This is a genomic window from Belliella alkalica, from assembly GCF_022549785.1.
GTDB classification, from domain to species: Bacteria; Bacteroidota; Bacteroidia; order Cytophagales; family Cyclobacteriaceae; genus Belliella; species Belliella alkalica.
Map to the genome: position 1 here is coordinate 242,843 of NZ_JAKZGO010000006.1, position 15,265 is coordinate 258,107.

The following is a 15,265-nucleotide window of genomic DNA, read 5'->3' on the forward strand; positions in this document are numbered from 1 at the left end:
AACCTTCAACCTATATTGATCTTCTTAAATCTTATTTGACGCTTTAAATTGGTTTTTAATTTATTCAATAACTTTGGCGACTCTGCGGCTCTGCGTGCTAAAAAAATTTGATTATTTTTGAATCTCAAATTAAATCAAACATACAAACCATGGGAATATTAAGCGGGAAAACAGCTCTGATAACGGGAGCATCAAAAGGTATAGGAAGAGCGATAGCCATCAGATATGCTCAGGAGGGCGCAAATGTGGCTTTCACTTATTTGTCAAGTGTAGAAAAAGGCCAAGCTTTGGAAAATGAACTGGCTGCTTTTGGTATCAAAGCCAAAGGATTCAAGTCCGACGCTTCCAATTTTGCTGCTGCTGACGAACTTGTAAATGCTGTAGTTGCTGAGTTTGGCGCTTTGGATATCCTTATCAACAATGCAGGTATCACTCGTGACAATTTACTTATGCGAATGACCGAAGACGCATGGGATGAAGTGATCAACGTAAACTTAAAATCCTGTTTCAATACTGTCAAGGCTGCTACCCGTACCATGATGAAAGCCAAAGCAGGCTCTATCATTAACATCACTTCTGTAGTCGGAATCAAAGGAAATGCTGGCCAGGCAAATTACGCTGCTTCCAAATCTGGAATAGTAGGCTTCACTAAATCAGTTGCTTTGGAATTGGGATCTAGAAATATCCGTTGCAATGCTGTGGCTCCAGGTTTCATAGAAACAGAGATGACGGCTGTGTTAGATGAAAAAACCGTCCAAGGCTGGAGAGATGCCATTCCTATGCGACGTGGCGGTCAACCTGAGGAAGTGGCAAATGCATGTGTTTTCTTAGGTTCCGATATGAGTTCTTATATTTCAGGTCAAGTGCTGCAAGTAGATGGCGCTATGTTGACTTAATTTTAGAATTTAGATTGTAGATTTATGAGTAAGAACTCATCAATATTCGAAATTTGATGTTCAATACCTGCCCTATGATCAGGCGAGTTCGAAATTAAAAATGATGAACATTGAATGCCGAATAACTAATTGTGAAATAATAAAAAATCAGACCCTGCATGAAAGATTTTAATTTTTATGCAGGGTTATTTTTTGCTGTAGAAGTTAGTCCAAGGAAAACTGAGTTTTAAGCAGCTCATCTATCAATTTTCTTTTCTTCTCAACCCAATGCTTTGGATAATTACTCAAAGCATTTTGTCCATAAAACCTGGCCTTATCATTATCCCCTATCTTATCATAAATTACGGCTGCCAAAAACTGATTGAAATAGTGATCTCCTTTAGACAAAGAGTTTTCTAAATGCTTGACCGCATCAGCATAATTCTCCTCAGGAAGTATGATGTCTTCCCAAGAAATAGATTGAGGATTAGAATAATCCAAATTATATGGAATTTCCAATTGGTGATAAGCAAACATTCCTTCAGCAAGCATTTCTAAGGAGCGCTTGTTTTTTGGGTACATTTTATTGTTGAAGTAAGTTTTAAAAAAAACAGGTGTCTGAGCTTTGGGACTCAGCCCTTTTTTTGCAGCTTTCATTATTCTTTTCTCAATTTTCCTACTTCCATTAAAAAAGTAAGTAATGTTTCCGTCAGGGTCAAAGAAGAAAAAATTAGGGAATATGAAATAATTGGTAAACATCACTTCTTCATTGTTTTCAAGTTTTGCAAATGATTCATCTACTGAAGATTTAAACAACTCATTCATATTTTTAGATTTCAACCCATCGGGGTTAGCAAATGCCACATTTATGAAATTAGTATTCATATATTCTCCTAATTCCCGATCGTTACCTAATTTAAAAAACGCCTCCATGGAGTAGCCACAATGTGTCGTGCCGAACATTACAAAAACGTACTTCTGTTCTTCTTTCGCTTGCTTTAAGGCTTCTTTCAAGCTAATCGATTGAAAATTGACACCTTGTCCAAAAGACTGATATACTGTTATTACAAAAATCAATAAGAGGTATAAAATCTTCATCTGTTCAAAATCTATTTTTTAGGTAATCTAGAAGCATCATGGCTAATATTCTTCTTAGTAATGAATACGCTACATCCTTGATTCAGCGGACTAGAACTTGTATTACTAAACTATTAATCTTAAATATAATTAAATCAAACATTTCTCAAAAGGAAATATGCAAAAACGCTTATCGCATTAGAAAGAACAAACTGAACTCTAAAGAAAAAGACACCCCATTAGAATGATATTAAAATTAGTCAAATGTATTGTAAGCATGGTTATTGATCATAAAAAGAGTATGAAAGCCAGATCATTCTTACACCTACTAATTCTCCCTATCCTTCTATTTTCTTGTAATGGCACCAAAATAGACAAGCTTCTAGGCTCTTCAAGCCCCTATAAGGATTATGAAAACAGCCTGAAGAATGCTGGAATGGAAAGCTATGCATTGGGAAAAGATTGGATTGAAGCGGGAGAAAAAGCACTGTTAAACCCTTCATCCATTTCATTGCCCTACCAGGAAGTTACCCGATTTGAGAACGCAAATCCACAGGCTGTTTTTTTGGAATACAGTGTAACAGAAGGTCAAGAAATTGAAATAAAGGTAGAACAGATTTCTCAACAAAGCGGAATGGTCTTTATTGATGTTTTTGAAAAAACAGATGAAAGTCAGAAAAATATTCACTTTGCAAAAGAGCAGCATTCGATCAAATACAAAGTCACCAAATCAGGGATTCATGGTGTTAGAGTCCAGCCAGAATTGTTTCGTGGCGGCATCATTCAAATTGCAGTAACCTACAATGCTTCTCTTACTTTTCCCATAGAGGGAAAAAACCACCAGTCAATCGGTAGCTTCTTTGGTGTGGCCAGGGATGGTGGGGCGAGAAAACATGAAGGAGTGGATGTTTTTGCCCCAAAAGGTACCCCTGTGGTTGCCGTGACGGAAGGGAGGGTTTCCCGAGTGGGTAGTAATCGGTTAGGCGGTAAAACAGTAAGCATGGCTGCAAGTGGGTATTCCTATTACTTTGCACACCTTGACAGTCAATTGGTCAGTATAGGTCAAAAAATCAAACCTGGAGACACACTTGGTTTGGTCGGAAACACTGGGAACGCTATTACAACACCTCCACATTTGCATTTTGGTATTTACAAATCCGGAAGGGGGGCAGTTGATCCTTTACCATTTTTGGCAAGTGCCAAAGAACTTGCCGAACCAAACTTTTCGGACAGCATTGATTTGGGAGGCCCTCACAAAATCATCGTCCCAAAAGCCAACCTAAGACAAGAACCCAATACACAGTCTTCAACTATTACACAGCTTACTAACAATACAATAGTATTTGCAATGGGAAAAAGCTCAGATTGGTATAGAGTAAAATTACCTGACGGAGAGAATGGATACTTGCATCAAAATCTGCTCAGCTCAAACTTACCTCCTTTGTCAAAAATAGATATGAGCAATACTATATCCCTAAAAGAAGATTTTTTGAATGAGAATACTTTTCCATCCGACCTTATCGGAAAAAAAGCGGAAATAATCGGTGAATTTGGATCATACAAAATGCTAAAATCAGAATCAGGGGCTTTTTATTGGGCTATTGATTGATTTAGGCCCTTTGTATCCCCCTTATTTTAAATAGCCTTATAATCGAATAAAATATTCCCAAAATCGGTATAAATAGTAAAACCAGATATTCGATAGTTTTAAAATACTCTCTATTCTTTGTCAAAAGAATGTAAAACAAAAGAAACAAACTTATCAAAATCTGTCCTACGCATACAAGCTGCCAAACAATCAACAAATTGGTACTCTCTATTAATGTCAAATCCATAACTTTTTTTTTTGAAATGTAATATAATAGCTTTTAGCTTTAAATCGAATTATTCAATACAAAAACAAAATTTCTTACCAACTCTTGATCTCAGGTTTAAGCCCTATTTGAAAAGTGTATCAGACGACAAAAATTGCAATCCACACAGATCACTTTCAATCTCTTCTTCCTCCTCACTTTACTAAAAAATCCAATCACGCAAACAGTAAAGCAAGAGCATTTTAACTTGCAAGTTTATGCCCTTAACAATAAAAAAGATTATATATGACAAAAATTTTATTGCAAAACACACAACCTATTTTAGAAAAATAAGTATATTGTAATGATATCAATTTAATATCAATACAATATGGAAAAATCAATCAAACCTCTTTCTGGCTATTTAATGGTTTTGGTAGCGATAGCACTGATTCCTGCCGCAGCATTTTCTATCGCCACGGGATCGAAAATCCCTGCTATTCTCTCAATTATAGGGTTTATCTTAATACTTCCTGGATTCTTTACCCTCCAACCTAACAAAGCTATGGTACTGATTTTGTTTGGAGCTTACAAAGGAACTGTAAAGGCAAATGGGTTCTTTTGGGTAAATCCATTTATGACAAAAAACAAAATTTCCCTTCGTGTAAGGAATTTTGAAAACAAGCCCTTGAAAGTAAATGATAAAATCGGTAATCCCGTAATGGTCGGAACAATTGTCGTTTGGCAGGTAGAGGACACATTCAAAGCCACTTTTGAAGTAGAAGATTATGAAAATTTCATACATCTACAATCTGATGCTGCAGTGAGAAAGATGGCAGGGAAATACCCATATGATGACTTTGAAGCTGAAAATGCTGAGATCACTTTGCGCTCAGGTGTAGAAGATGTCAATCATTCTTTGGAGGCCGAGATTTCTGAACGCTTGCATCATGCCGGCATCAAAGTGATAGAAGCAAGAATTTCCCATTTGGCATATTCTCAGGAAATAGCCTCCGCCATGCTTCAAAGGCAGCAAGCTACAGCTATTGTCGCTGCTAGAAGAAAAATCGTAGATGGAGCAGTTGGTATGGTTGAAATGGCATTGGAAGATTTGAAAATCAAAGGGATTATAGAATTCGAAGAAGAAAGAAAAGCTGCCATGGTGAGTAACCTGATGGTCGTACTTTGTTCTGATCGCTCTGCAAGCCCAGTGTTGAACGTAGGGACATTGAACCAATAAGAAAATGCCAAGTAAAAAACCATTTGCATTGCGTATTGACGAAAAACTCATGAAAGCTGTTGAAAAATGGGCTGAAGATGAGTTTCGTAGTACGAATGGTCAAATAGAATGGATAATCTATGAAGCGCTGAAAAAAGCAAAGAGATTACAAAAACAAAAAGACCAAGATTCTTGAGAATCTTGGTCTTTATTTATTCTTTAATCTTCAACTTCCTCAGGTCGATAAAGTAACTTCTTATTTTCAAAATCATAAAGTGTCAATTCGCGCATTTCATAATATGCAGTCCAATAATCCCGCAATGATTGAATATAAGCTCTTCTATTTGAATCCTTTTCTTGCTGCGCGATATTCAAATCAGTAATGGTAACATTGCCGTTTTGATATCTCTGAAGTGATATCTCATACCTTTTATCGGCAACTTCATCCGAAAGTTTGGTGATCTCCATTCTGTCTTTGAGCATTTGGAAATTTTTTACTTTTGTAAAAATCTCCTGTTCGAAGTTAATCACATCTTGATCCACTGTGTAATCAATCAATTTTTTAGAAGCTTGAGCTTGCCCCATTCTAGCTTTGTTTCTCCCCCAATCTAGTATTGGAACTGAAACATTTAAATTCACTAAAGCCTGTGTATTTGGGTTGGAGTAAATATCGCCCCACATTAATGCTGCATTATTATAACCATAACTTGCTCCCAAGTTCATATTGAATCTTTGCCCTCTTGCTTGAGCGACACTCTGTTCACCTTCCAATCTCCTCCTATCAAAACCTAGTGCTTCCGACCTATTTTGAAAAGCTCTATCTAGGGCTTCTTCGACAGGAACATCAAAAACAGGTATTTCACTTGGCGCTTCCAAAACCAATTCTGTAGCTTCATTTAGACCAACGTATGATTTGAGTCTCAATGATCTTTCTTCCATGTCCAACCTTGCTTGCGCTAATTGTTGTTGGGCTTGAAGAACCTGCAGCCTAACTTGCAAAAGCTTATCTTCATATGTAGTTCCGATATTGTAGCGCCCTTGCTCTATCTTATAAATATCTTCAGTATTTTTTAGGTTTTTAGATGCTATTTCCAGATTCACTTGAGCATCCAAATAATCAAAAAATAATGATGCAACAAACCTACTAATCCCTTCCATTTCCTCTACAAACTCCCTCTTACTTTCCTCAAACCTCAAAGGCTCAATTTTTTTATTCCATTTAAATGGGTTGAAAGCAAATATTGGCTGATCTAATCTAACATTAACAGGCACTCCACTCCAGCGAGTTTGTGGCGTTCCTGGCGAAGCTATAAAATTATCAAATCTATTGGTGGAAGAATTAACAGATAGCCTTCCCCCAGTTGGAGAAATTACTTGTTCCAATCCAAGATTAACATCCATGAAGTTTTGCCTTACTTCCCTAAACTCAATCGTTCCGTCAGGTTGAGTTACATTGTTAAATGATTGGGAATAACTTGGAATGTTTCCACTGAGCCTCAATTGAGGATTAAAGTCAGACTTAAAAAGTCTATACTGCCAGAACCTATTTTCCCTTTGAGTCTCTGCTCTTAATGCTGCGGGAGATTGGCTTTTTGCTCTTGCAACTATCTGATCTAAAGTATACTTCAGCTCTTGCTGAGAAAATGCCAAATTGTTTGATGATAGGAATACCCCTATGAAAATGGCACAAAGAACTAATTTTCTATTCATATCTTAAAGAAGTTATTGGATCCTGACTTGCTGCTTTTTGGGCAGGAGCAATTCCGAAAATCAAGCCTACTGTGGCAGCAACACCAAATGAAAGTAAAATAGAAGCAAAGGAGACAACTGTAGGAAAATCCCCAAAGACAGATACTGCATAAGCTAGTATGACACCTAAAATCACCCCTATAATACCCCCTGATACACTAATCATGATTGACTCAAAAAGGAATTGGTTAACAATATCGGATTTTTTTGCACCTAACGAAAGCCTTAGGCCAATTTCTTTTATTCTTTCCATTACAGACGCGAGCATGATATTCATAATTCCTATCCCTCCTACCAGCAATGATATACCTGCAATAGCTCCAAGGACAATATTAAATATGTTTTGGGTACGCTGCTGTTGTTTTAAAAGCAATTCGGGAATTGTAATCTCAAAATCAACTACTCCATTGTGGCTTCTTGCCAAAAGTTTTGAAATTACTTCTGCTGTAGGATTGAGCGACTCACTCTCTGCCACCTGAACTACAAGTTTATCAATTTGGTGGTAATTCGGATTTTTCTGACTTGATTCATCTGATTCTAAATCATATCCAGTTACTAAATCCCTATTCTTAAACCTAATCAACATACTTTGGATAGGTATATATACATCCATGTTGAAATCCCGAATCCCCAGTTTAGAAATACTTTGTTCAGAAACTAAGCGCTCTTCCATAATACCAATTATTTCCAACCACTGACTTCCGCTTTTGATTTTCCTACCTATAGGGTTTTCTTTTGGGAAAAATTTTCGCTGAACAGCTTTTCCAATTATACACACTGGATCACCCTTGATTTCATTGGCTTCACTGAACAGCCTACCATCATCAAGCTTGAAGTCCAAAACGTCAAAATATGCTGGTGTGATTCCTACCAGTTTAGCTGATCTTCTGACACCACCGTAAACTATGTTGGTCTCTAATACTACTTCCGGGCTGATTTTGGCAATGCCGGGAATATTTTTCTCTATGGAAGCTACATCTATCAGTCTTAGACCAGGTGAAAACTTCTTCCTTTCTTTCCCAAGATCGGATTCTTCACCTACATTTTCTTCAAACTGCTCTACAATCGGTTGAATCACAATATTATTGACCCCTACCAACTTGATCTGCTCCAATATTTCTTGTTGTGCCCCATTTCCAATAGCGAGCATAGCAATCACCGCTGCCACACCAAATATGATCCCCAGTGCAGTCAAAAATGACCTTAACCTGTTTGCTATCACAGCTTCTAACGCAATAGAAAAGTTTGCAAGTAACCTCTCATCAATCACTGGTTTTTTCACTGTGGCCTCCTCCTTCTTCTATTTTCAGATGGAGCTTCCTTTTCTTCCTCCTCTAATCCAGCAGCTTCATTGAAAATCTCCGTTCTTTTTCCTTGTAATTCAGCCAGCAACTTAACCGGTGCGTCTTTAGCAAAATCTGGTGTTGACAAGAAAACTCTATCTCCTTCATTTAGGCCCATTTCAATAATTATATCGTTCAAATTAGCCATTCCCAAAAGAACTTCTTGCTTAGTTCCATTCTTTAAATAAACATAATTGATACTATCATTTTGGACATTTATAGCTTCTAAAGGAACGTGCAAGACATTTTCTACCTTTTCTACTATGATCATATTGCTAGTAGTCATCGCTGGTCTCAATTGAGGATCACTTTCGTTGATTACTATCACCACTTCAAAAACTTTAGCGTCTGAATTAGGCCTTTGCTGACCTATATTTGCTACTTTAGTGACTGTTCCTGAAAGTTTTTTGTCAGGAAATGCATCCAATCCAATCTCGACTTTCTGTCCACTTTTTATTTTTCGAATGTCCACTTCATTGATGTAAGTGACACTTCTCATTCTACTCAAATCCGGTAAAGTCGCTACTACTGGATTCCACGCACTTATTTGTGAACCTTCTTTTACTTTACCTCCTCTTCCTGATTGATAAATCACCATCCCATTCTGGGGCGCTCTAACAGTAAACTTCTCCAAAACTTCCTGCATTTGTGCCAGTTCATTTTCATATTCACGAACTCTCGCAGCTACCTCGACCATTCTTGCTTTTTCTTGAAGGATTTTTACCCTATACCTATCCCTTGCTTGTTCCAAGTCTCTTTGCGCTTTCTCTACATTATACTCATTCTGCTTGACTATCGCCGGTGGTTCGAATTGTGACTGCTCTACGACCAACTTTCTCTCTTCTACTATGTACTCTAGATTGGTAATATTGTCTCTTTCTTGTCTCAATACAAGAGAAGTATCCAATTGAATCTGCTCGTATTGCGCTCTACTTTGCTCAAGATCCAATCTCCTGTCCTCAATGCGACCAAAGAGCTCAGATTTGTCCAGTTCAGCAATCAAGTCTCCTTGGGATACGACAGTGCCTTCATCAACCATACTTTCTATAGTTATATTATTGACTCTAAATCTTCTAGCTTCCAAAGGACCCAGAACCTCAACTGAATTTAGCGCTTCCAATTCCCCTGAACTAGTAATTTCGACCCTAAAATCCCCTTTCCTAACATCAGCCATTATATCAAAGCCTTCTCCAGTTGATACTGAAAAAAATCTCCAGACAAAGATCATAACTACGAAAACTATGGCAAGTATTATATATACTTTCTTATTTTTCATTATAATATTTTGGTGTTTATTCAATTACAAATTTAGTATATTGAGTTTCCCCAATTACCCCAACAATAATAAAATAGCACCACTAACATAATTAATCAACTAGTCTAATAATTATCACACTATCAGCGCTTTTGCCAAAACATTGCTTAAATTGCAAACCTTAATAAAATTTATTGATAATCTGATTGCTCTATACAAAAATCAAAACATTTGAAAAACTCGTAAAAAAAAGTGTTCATATTCTTAGTATGATTATTTTTGGCACTCGTTCCCGACCTTATTGAAAAGGGAAAATTATGACATTTGAAAAAGAATATTAAAATTTATGAAATCCATAATCAGCTTTGTTATTAGATTTATCCCAAGGAAGTACCTTCAGCTTGTTTCACATTTTTTCCTGAGAGTCTTAGCGGTTTTTTATAAGGGTAACAAAGTTTCTTGTAATATTTGTCATCATTCATTTAGAAAATTTCTACCGTATGGAAGAAAAGCAAGGGAAAATGCACTTTGCCCAAATTGCTTGGCGCTTGAAAGACACCGATTGATGTGGCTTTTTCTCCAAGAAGAAACAAATTTCTTTACAGGTCAATTAAAAGTTCTCCATATAGCTCCTGAGCTTTGTTTCATTGATAGAATGGATGCTTTGCCAAATTTAGATTATGTAACTGGCGATATTGAATCACCGCTTGCGAAAGTAAAGCTTGATGTTCATCAGATTCCTTTCGAAGATGAGTCATTCGATGTGGTGTTTTGCAATCATGTGATGGAACATGTTGATGATGACATTCTAGCCTGTAGTGAGATCAACAGGGTTTTGAAAAATGATGGTTGGGGCATCATTCAGTCACCAGTGTACAACCTCGAAGCGACTTTGGAGGACAAGACAATCACCGACCCAGCCGAAAGGGAAAGGCTTTTTGGGCAGCGTGACCATGTCAGAAAATATGGCAAGGATTACGCTAAGAGACTGAGTACATCTAGACTGAATGTACATGAAAATCTATTTGTAAAAACATTGTCTCAAGAAAAAATCAAGGCCCATGGTCTACCGGAAAATGAAGTAATATTCTATTGCAAAAAAGGATAAGATCAACCTTTAAACACTTTCTTCAATCCCTCAGTAATCATTCCCAATCCATAAGCTGACAATTGCCCAACGGAAGTAATAATTGATATGATTCCGATTTTAATAGACTTATTAACTATGGAAGCATGAAAAAAGATTGAAGTTTTCCATAACCCTAAAATGACAACTCCAATAATAAAGAGCAAATTTGTAACAGGAAGCACAAACAACATCATTAACAATGATGAAACAAAAATCAAGAAAAATACGGGCATCAAATGAATCAATTTTACAGCCTCTGAATGATACCGACTGACATTGATTCTATTTTGACCAAAAGAAAAACTTTGTTTAAAAAAATTCAACAAAGTACTTTTTCTTTTGTGATAAACAAAAGCTCCTTCGACCAATTCTAACTTGTATCCCAATTTTTTTAATCGAATACTCAACTCGATATCCTCACCTTTGTTTGGATCTACAAATCCTTTAGAGCACTCAAATGCTTCTTTTGAAAGCCCCATGTTATAACCCCTCGCTTGGTATTTGCTAGGGTCTTTCAGCTTCCCCCTTATCCCTCCTGTCGTGAATACGGAAGTCATACTGTAGTTCATTGCTTTTTGAAAATCGGAAAAATCATGTCCCGCAGCATCAGGCCCTCCAAAAGCATCAAGCTTTCTATCAATGATTGCTGATCTCAAATTGGAAAAATAATGTGATGGAATGATACAATCAGAATCAAACAATACAAAATAATCTCCAAAAGCTTGCTTCATCCCATAATTCCGTGCAAAACCTTGGCCTACATTTGATATGAAGAAATAGCGAATATTCAGACGATCCTGAAACTGTTCGACAATTTGTTTACATGTAAATTCAGACCCATCTTCAATAATTAGTACTTCGAAATATTTTTCTTCTTGTGCTAGCAAGCTATTGAGAAGTTCATGGATTTCTTGAGGCCTATTATATACAGGTATGATTACCGAAAAGAACATCAATCATTCAGATTTATCTGTCCACTTATATTATAATCAGCTTTTTGGGAATTGTTGGAAGTCATCATTTCTGCCAAAAAGCCAGTCAAAAACAATTGAACTCCGACGATCAATGCCACAAGTGCCAAGAAAAACAATGGCTGTTCTGTAATTTCCCGAACTTTACTACCCATATACAAACCATATATTTTTTGGAAAATGAGCCAAATCGTGATCAAGAAACCCGAAGAGAAAGAAATAGTACCTAGTAGCCCAAAGAAATGCATTGGCTTTTTCTTGTATCTGTTGACAAATGAAACAGAAATTAAGTCCAAAAAACCATTTAAAAACCTTTCCAGGCCAAACTTAGTCTCGCCATACTTCCTAGCACGATGCTCGACTACCCTTTCACCAATTTTCGCAAATCCATTCCATTTTGCAATCAAGGGAATGTATCTATGCATTTCTCCATAGATATGGATATTTTTCACAACCTTTTGCTTATATGCTTTGAGGCCACAGTTGAAATCATGAAGTTTGATCCCAGATATCCATCTTGTAACACCATTGAAAAATTTAGAAGGGATAGTTTTGGAAATTGGGTCAAAACGTTTCTTCTTCCATCCTGAAACTATGTCAAACCCTTCGTCGATAATCATACTATATAATCCTGGGATTTCATCAGGACTATCTTGAAGGTCAGCATCCATAGTAATTACAACCTCCCCTTTAGATTTACTAAAACCCATATCCAAAGCTGCTGATTTACCATAATTTCTAGTAAAATTGACAGCTTTAACATTTGGGCTCAATTCCGACAATTCTGAGATAACCTCCCACGAATCATCGGTACTTCCATCATTGATAAATATAATTTCATAAGAAAAGCCGTGGTCAATCATGACCCGGCTAATCCAACTATTCAATTCTGGTAAAGATTCCTGTTCATTGAAAACAGGCACTATGACGGAAATTTGAATCATTTTAATTTTTAGTATTCTTCAGTCTTTTTATTGATAGCTACAGCAATAAGTCCCCAAATCAAGAACCCTAGGATGGCAGACAAAATAGAAGCTATTCCTTGAAACTCTACTGTTTGGAAAAACTTCATAAACTCGGGTATAGCGTCTGGATCATAAGGAACCCCCATATTTTCTTGCGCTTCAATCTGCGCTTCCAAAACACGATCCATATAGCCTGTATCGATGAATTTAAAGTAGCAATAAGTTCCAATGGCTCTTATTGTTCCACCCAATAAACCAATCAAAGCTACAATTTTGAAACCTTCACCAAAAGACAACAGTCCATCATTTGATTCTCTATATTCTTTGGTTGCTAAAAAATAAATACCGAATGCAATTGCTACTGTAATCAATGAAGTAACAATTGACATTACCGCTCCTTTGGTTGCTAAATCAAAAATAGCAGTTAAAATCGCTGCTATCAACCCAATTAATCCATAAATTAGACCCCATTTTTTAACTGAGTCCCCAATAGTAATTTTTTCTTCCATGTTTGTAGTTATTTAAAATTTCTTCTTAAAATTATGGAAATAATTATTGTAAAAAAGAGTCCTGGAATAATTTTCCAAATAAAATCATTGGTAGCAATGTCAAAAGTAGTCATTTTTAGTAGACTTTGATAGGTTATATCATAAGATTCTATTCCCATTTGTTCTACTATCAACTCTTTGTTCCCTTCAAGCAAATCGATTTTTTGGGCTTTGATCTCCTCATATAGTGATGGTGAAATCATCAATATAATCCAAATACCAATTCCAGAAATCGCCGCGATCAATGAATAAATCAAAAAACCAGCAGTCATCCCTTCCGAAAAACTCAAAAGACCATCATTGACTTCATTTCGATAATACCTGATCCCGATAAATAAAAAAACCGGTATCAAAATATAACCAAAAAGCATACTCAATTTGGTAGGATCTATACCCAGTAATTGAAAGATCACAAAGGAAATGACACAAAAAGCACCACCAATCAATCCGAACTTGTACGATGCTTGAAATTTTCTATTCATTTATAGTTGGATAAATTTTGCCCCATTTATTGCGAACTTCACTTTTCCTAAGAGGTCTTTGCCAAACCAAGGAGTGTTTTTTGACATGGACTTGTTGCTGCTGTGGTCAAACACCCAAGATTCTTTCGGATCAAAAATTGTAAAACTGTTATTTTGTGACTCATCCAAACCCAAAACGAATGCAGGGCCATCAGTGATTTTTTTAATCAATAAAGGCCAAGACAATTCCTCTGCAAGAACAGCCATTGCAGGTAAGAATGTTTGCAAACCGATCATCCCAAATGATGCCAAATCAAACTCCATATGCTTAGAATCAAAGTCTTGGGGCTGATGATTTGAGACAATAGCATCAATAGTCCCATCTTTTAGACCTTCTATTATAGCTTCTCTATCTTTATCACTTCTGAATGGAGGAATTACTTTTAAGTTAGAATCAAAACCAGAAAGATCATTATCAGTGAAGATCAATTGATAAATTGACACATCTGCAGTAACTTTCAAACCTTCTTTTTTGGCTTCCCTTATTAATTCAACTGACTTTTTGGAACTGATTGTTTGAAAATGGATTTTACCACCTGTATATCTTAAGATTTCTAGGTTTCTATGGATTGCTACATCTTCAGCAAGATTTGGAATTCCCTTGACCCCTACCATAGTTGAAACATCCCCTTCATTCATTTGTCCAAAAAGTGCTAAAAGTGGGTCATATGAGTGGTCAAACAAAACCCCATCAAATTTTTGCAAGTATTGCAAAATCTTCATCAGTCGATCTGGGTTTGACAAGGGGTTTGTTCCATCCCCAAACACAAAAACACCTTCATTATTTATATCAAGAATCTCAGTAAAATCCTCACCTTTGTTATCACGTGTGGCAGCTGCTTGTATAATAAAATCAGTGAAAAGATTTGACGCTTTTGCTTTCACATACTGGATTTCATTTTTCGACTGCAAAGCTGGAACTGTATTTGGCATTACCACAGCTTTTGCAAATCCGCTTGTAGCTAATACATCTCCAAGGCTTTCGATTGATTCTTTGTACTCCAAACCAGGCTCACCCATCATACATCTTAAATCAATCCATCCCTTAGAACCATAGAGACCAGTACAATCAATCTCCTTTTCAATCTTTTGCTTCTCCTGAACAAAAGGGACAAGCTGACCATGCTCAAACAAATAATCCTGTGCAGGAATTACATTTTCAGAATCGATAAATTGGAGTGATTTCAATAAAATTGCCATGAAGAAAATTGTTTGTGCAAAACTGCAACATAATTCCTAAAAAAGGAAATTGAAGGTTGGGAGATTTGTATTTCAAAGAAGGAAAGATTGGGCTATTGGATAGTTAGATGTTGTATCTTGAAAAAATAAAAAAAATAGTTTCCAGGGGACTGGCTTCTTCGGCCCGCCAGCTACGCCAGTCCCTTGGAAACATAATACCAAACATAGACACAGTTTAATGAACTATCCCGTACAGGAAACCTCGAAGGTTTCCCCCATGTCTTTCTGCTTTACTTTTAAGTCTAAACATCCTTCATCACTCCGGCCAATCCAAAAAAGCTATCCCATCACATACATTTCCCAGATTAAAAACCTTACACGCCTCTGCATGCCCCATCCCTTTCCCCAAAAATCTGCGCCCCTCTGCATTCTTGGCGAGATCTTTCAGCCTGGGGTTTAAACGCAAAAAAGCCAGTCGCGAATGCTATCGTGACTGGCTTTGAATAATGTGGCGGCGACCTACTCTCCCGGGTGTAACCCCAGTACCATCGGCGCTGCAGGGCTTAACTTCTCTGTTCGGGATGGGAAGAGGTGGGACCCCTGCGCTAGGCCGCCTAAATCTTTGGACTTTTTGATATAGC

The 15,265-nt window shown here is 36.9% G+C and carries 14 protein-coding genes and 1 rRNA gene; 5 read left to right on the top strand and 10 right to left on the bottom strand.

Annotated elements, in window-relative coordinates; genetic code table 11:
• Positions 1-149 precede the first annotated feature (149 nt).
• On the top strand, positions 150-896 hold the full coding sequence (gene fabG / locus MM213_RS09700; protein WP_241411765.1) for a 3-oxoacyl-[acyl-carrier-protein] reductase: 747 nt from the start codon (positions 150-152) through the stop codon (positions 894-896).
• Positions 897-1,100: 204 nt separating this feature from the next.
• Here fabG and MM213_RS09705 read toward each other — a convergent pair whose 3' ends face one another.
• The gene (locus MM213_RS09705) at positions 1,101-1,973 is read right to left on the bottom strand and encodes a thioredoxin fold domain-containing protein (protein WP_241411767.1); all 873 of its coding nucleotides are present in this window, start codon (positions 1,971-1,973) and stop codon (positions 1,101-1,103) included.
• A 280-nt stretch (positions 1,974-2,253) separates the two neighbouring features.
• Between MM213_RS09705 and MM213_RS09710 the strand changes: the two genes are divergently transcribed.
• The 3 genes from MM213_RS09710 to MM213_RS09720 all read left to right on the top strand — a co-directional run bounded on the left by MM213_RS09710 (position 2,254) and on the right by MM213_RS09720 (position 5,160).
• Positions 2,254-3,561, top strand: coding sequence for a M23 family metallopeptidase (locus MM213_RS09710; protein ID WP_241411769.1), 1,308 nt, complete (start codon positions 2,254-2,256; stop codon positions 3,559-3,561).
• Positions 3,562-4,136: 575 nt separating this feature from the next.
• Positions 4,137-4,985: an SPFH domain-containing protein gene (locus tag MM213_RS09715; protein WP_241411771.1), complete on the top strand. Its 849-nt coding sequence runs from the start codon at positions 4,137-4,139 to the stop codon at positions 4,983-4,985.
• Between the two features lie 4 nt (positions 4,986-4,989).
• Positions 4,990-5,160, top strand: coding sequence for a type II toxin-antitoxin system antitoxin (locus tag MM213_RS09720; RefSeq protein WP_241411773.1), 171 nt, complete (start codon positions 4,990-4,992; stop codon positions 5,158-5,160).
• Between the two features lie 23 nt (positions 5,161-5,183).
• Here the strand turns inward: MM213_RS09720 and MM213_RS09725 are convergent, their stop codons facing one another.
• The 3 genes from MM213_RS09725 to MM213_RS09735 are packed head-to-tail and all read right to left on the bottom strand — an operon-like array spanning position 5,184 to position 9,332.
• Complete coding sequence (locus MM213_RS09725) at positions 5,184-6,674, bottom strand: TolC family protein (RefSeq protein ID WP_241411775.1); 1,491 nt, start codon at positions 6,672-6,674, stop codon at positions 5,184-5,186.
• The gene (locus tag MM213_RS09730) at positions 6,667-7,995 is read right to left on the bottom strand and encodes an ABC transporter permease (protein WP_241411777.1); all 1,329 of its coding nucleotides are present in this window, start codon (positions 7,993-7,995) and stop codon (positions 6,667-6,669) included. The genes MM213_RS09725 and MM213_RS09730 overlap by 8 nt, the downstream gene beginning before the upstream one ends.
• A complete protein-coding gene (locus tag MM213_RS09735) occupies positions 7,992-9,332 on the bottom strand; it encodes an efflux RND transporter periplasmic adaptor subunit (RefSeq protein WP_241411779.1) in 1,341 nt (446 codons plus the stop codon). The genes MM213_RS09730 and MM213_RS09735 overlap by 4 nt, the downstream gene beginning before the upstream one ends.
• A 325-nt stretch (positions 9,333-9,657) precedes the next feature.
• On the opposite strand from MM213_RS09735, the gene MM213_RS09740 reads away from it, so the two are divergent.
• Positions 9,658-10,419, top strand: coding sequence for a class I SAM-dependent methyltransferase (locus tag MM213_RS09740; RefSeq protein WP_241411781.1), 762 nt, complete (start codon positions 9,658-9,660; stop codon positions 10,417-10,419).
• Between the two features lie 2 nt (positions 10,420-10,421).
• On the opposite strand, the gene MM213_RS09745 is transcribed toward MM213_RS09740, so the two are convergent.
• From MM213_RS09745 to rrf, 6 genes are all read right to left on the bottom strand, one after another.
• Complete coding sequence (locus MM213_RS09745) at positions 10,422-11,393, bottom strand: glycosyltransferase family 2 protein (protein WP_241411783.1); 972 nt, start codon at positions 11,391-11,393, stop codon at positions 10,422-10,424.
• On the bottom strand, positions 11,393-12,355 hold the full coding sequence (locus tag MM213_RS09750) for a glycosyltransferase family 2 protein (protein WP_241411785.1): 963 nt from the start codon (positions 12,353-12,355) through the stop codon (positions 11,393-11,395). Before MM213_RS09750 ends, MM213_RS09745 begins: the two co-directional genes overlap by 1 nt.
• An 8-nt stretch (positions 12,356-12,363) precedes the next feature.
• The gene (locus MM213_RS09755; RefSeq protein ID WP_241411787.1) at positions 12,364-12,885 is read right to left on the bottom strand and encodes a DUF4199 domain-containing protein; all 522 of its coding nucleotides are present in this window, start codon (positions 12,883-12,885) and stop codon (positions 12,364-12,366) included.
• Between the two features lie 8 nt (positions 12,886-12,893).
• Positions 12,894-13,406, bottom strand: coding sequence for a DUF4199 domain-containing protein (locus tag MM213_RS09760; RefSeq protein ID WP_241411789.1), 513 nt, complete (start codon positions 13,404-13,406; stop codon positions 12,894-12,896).
• Positions 13,407-14,645, bottom strand: coding sequence for a dihydroorotase (locus tag MM213_RS09765; protein ID WP_241411791.1), 1,239 nt, complete (start codon positions 14,643-14,645; stop codon positions 13,407-13,409).
• Positions 14,646-15,130: 485 nt separating this feature from the next.
• Positions 15,131-15,242: ribosomal RNA gene (rrf, locus tag MM213_RS09770) — 5S ribosomal RNA — on the bottom strand.
• Between the last annotated feature and the right edge of the window lie 23 nt (positions 15,243-15,265).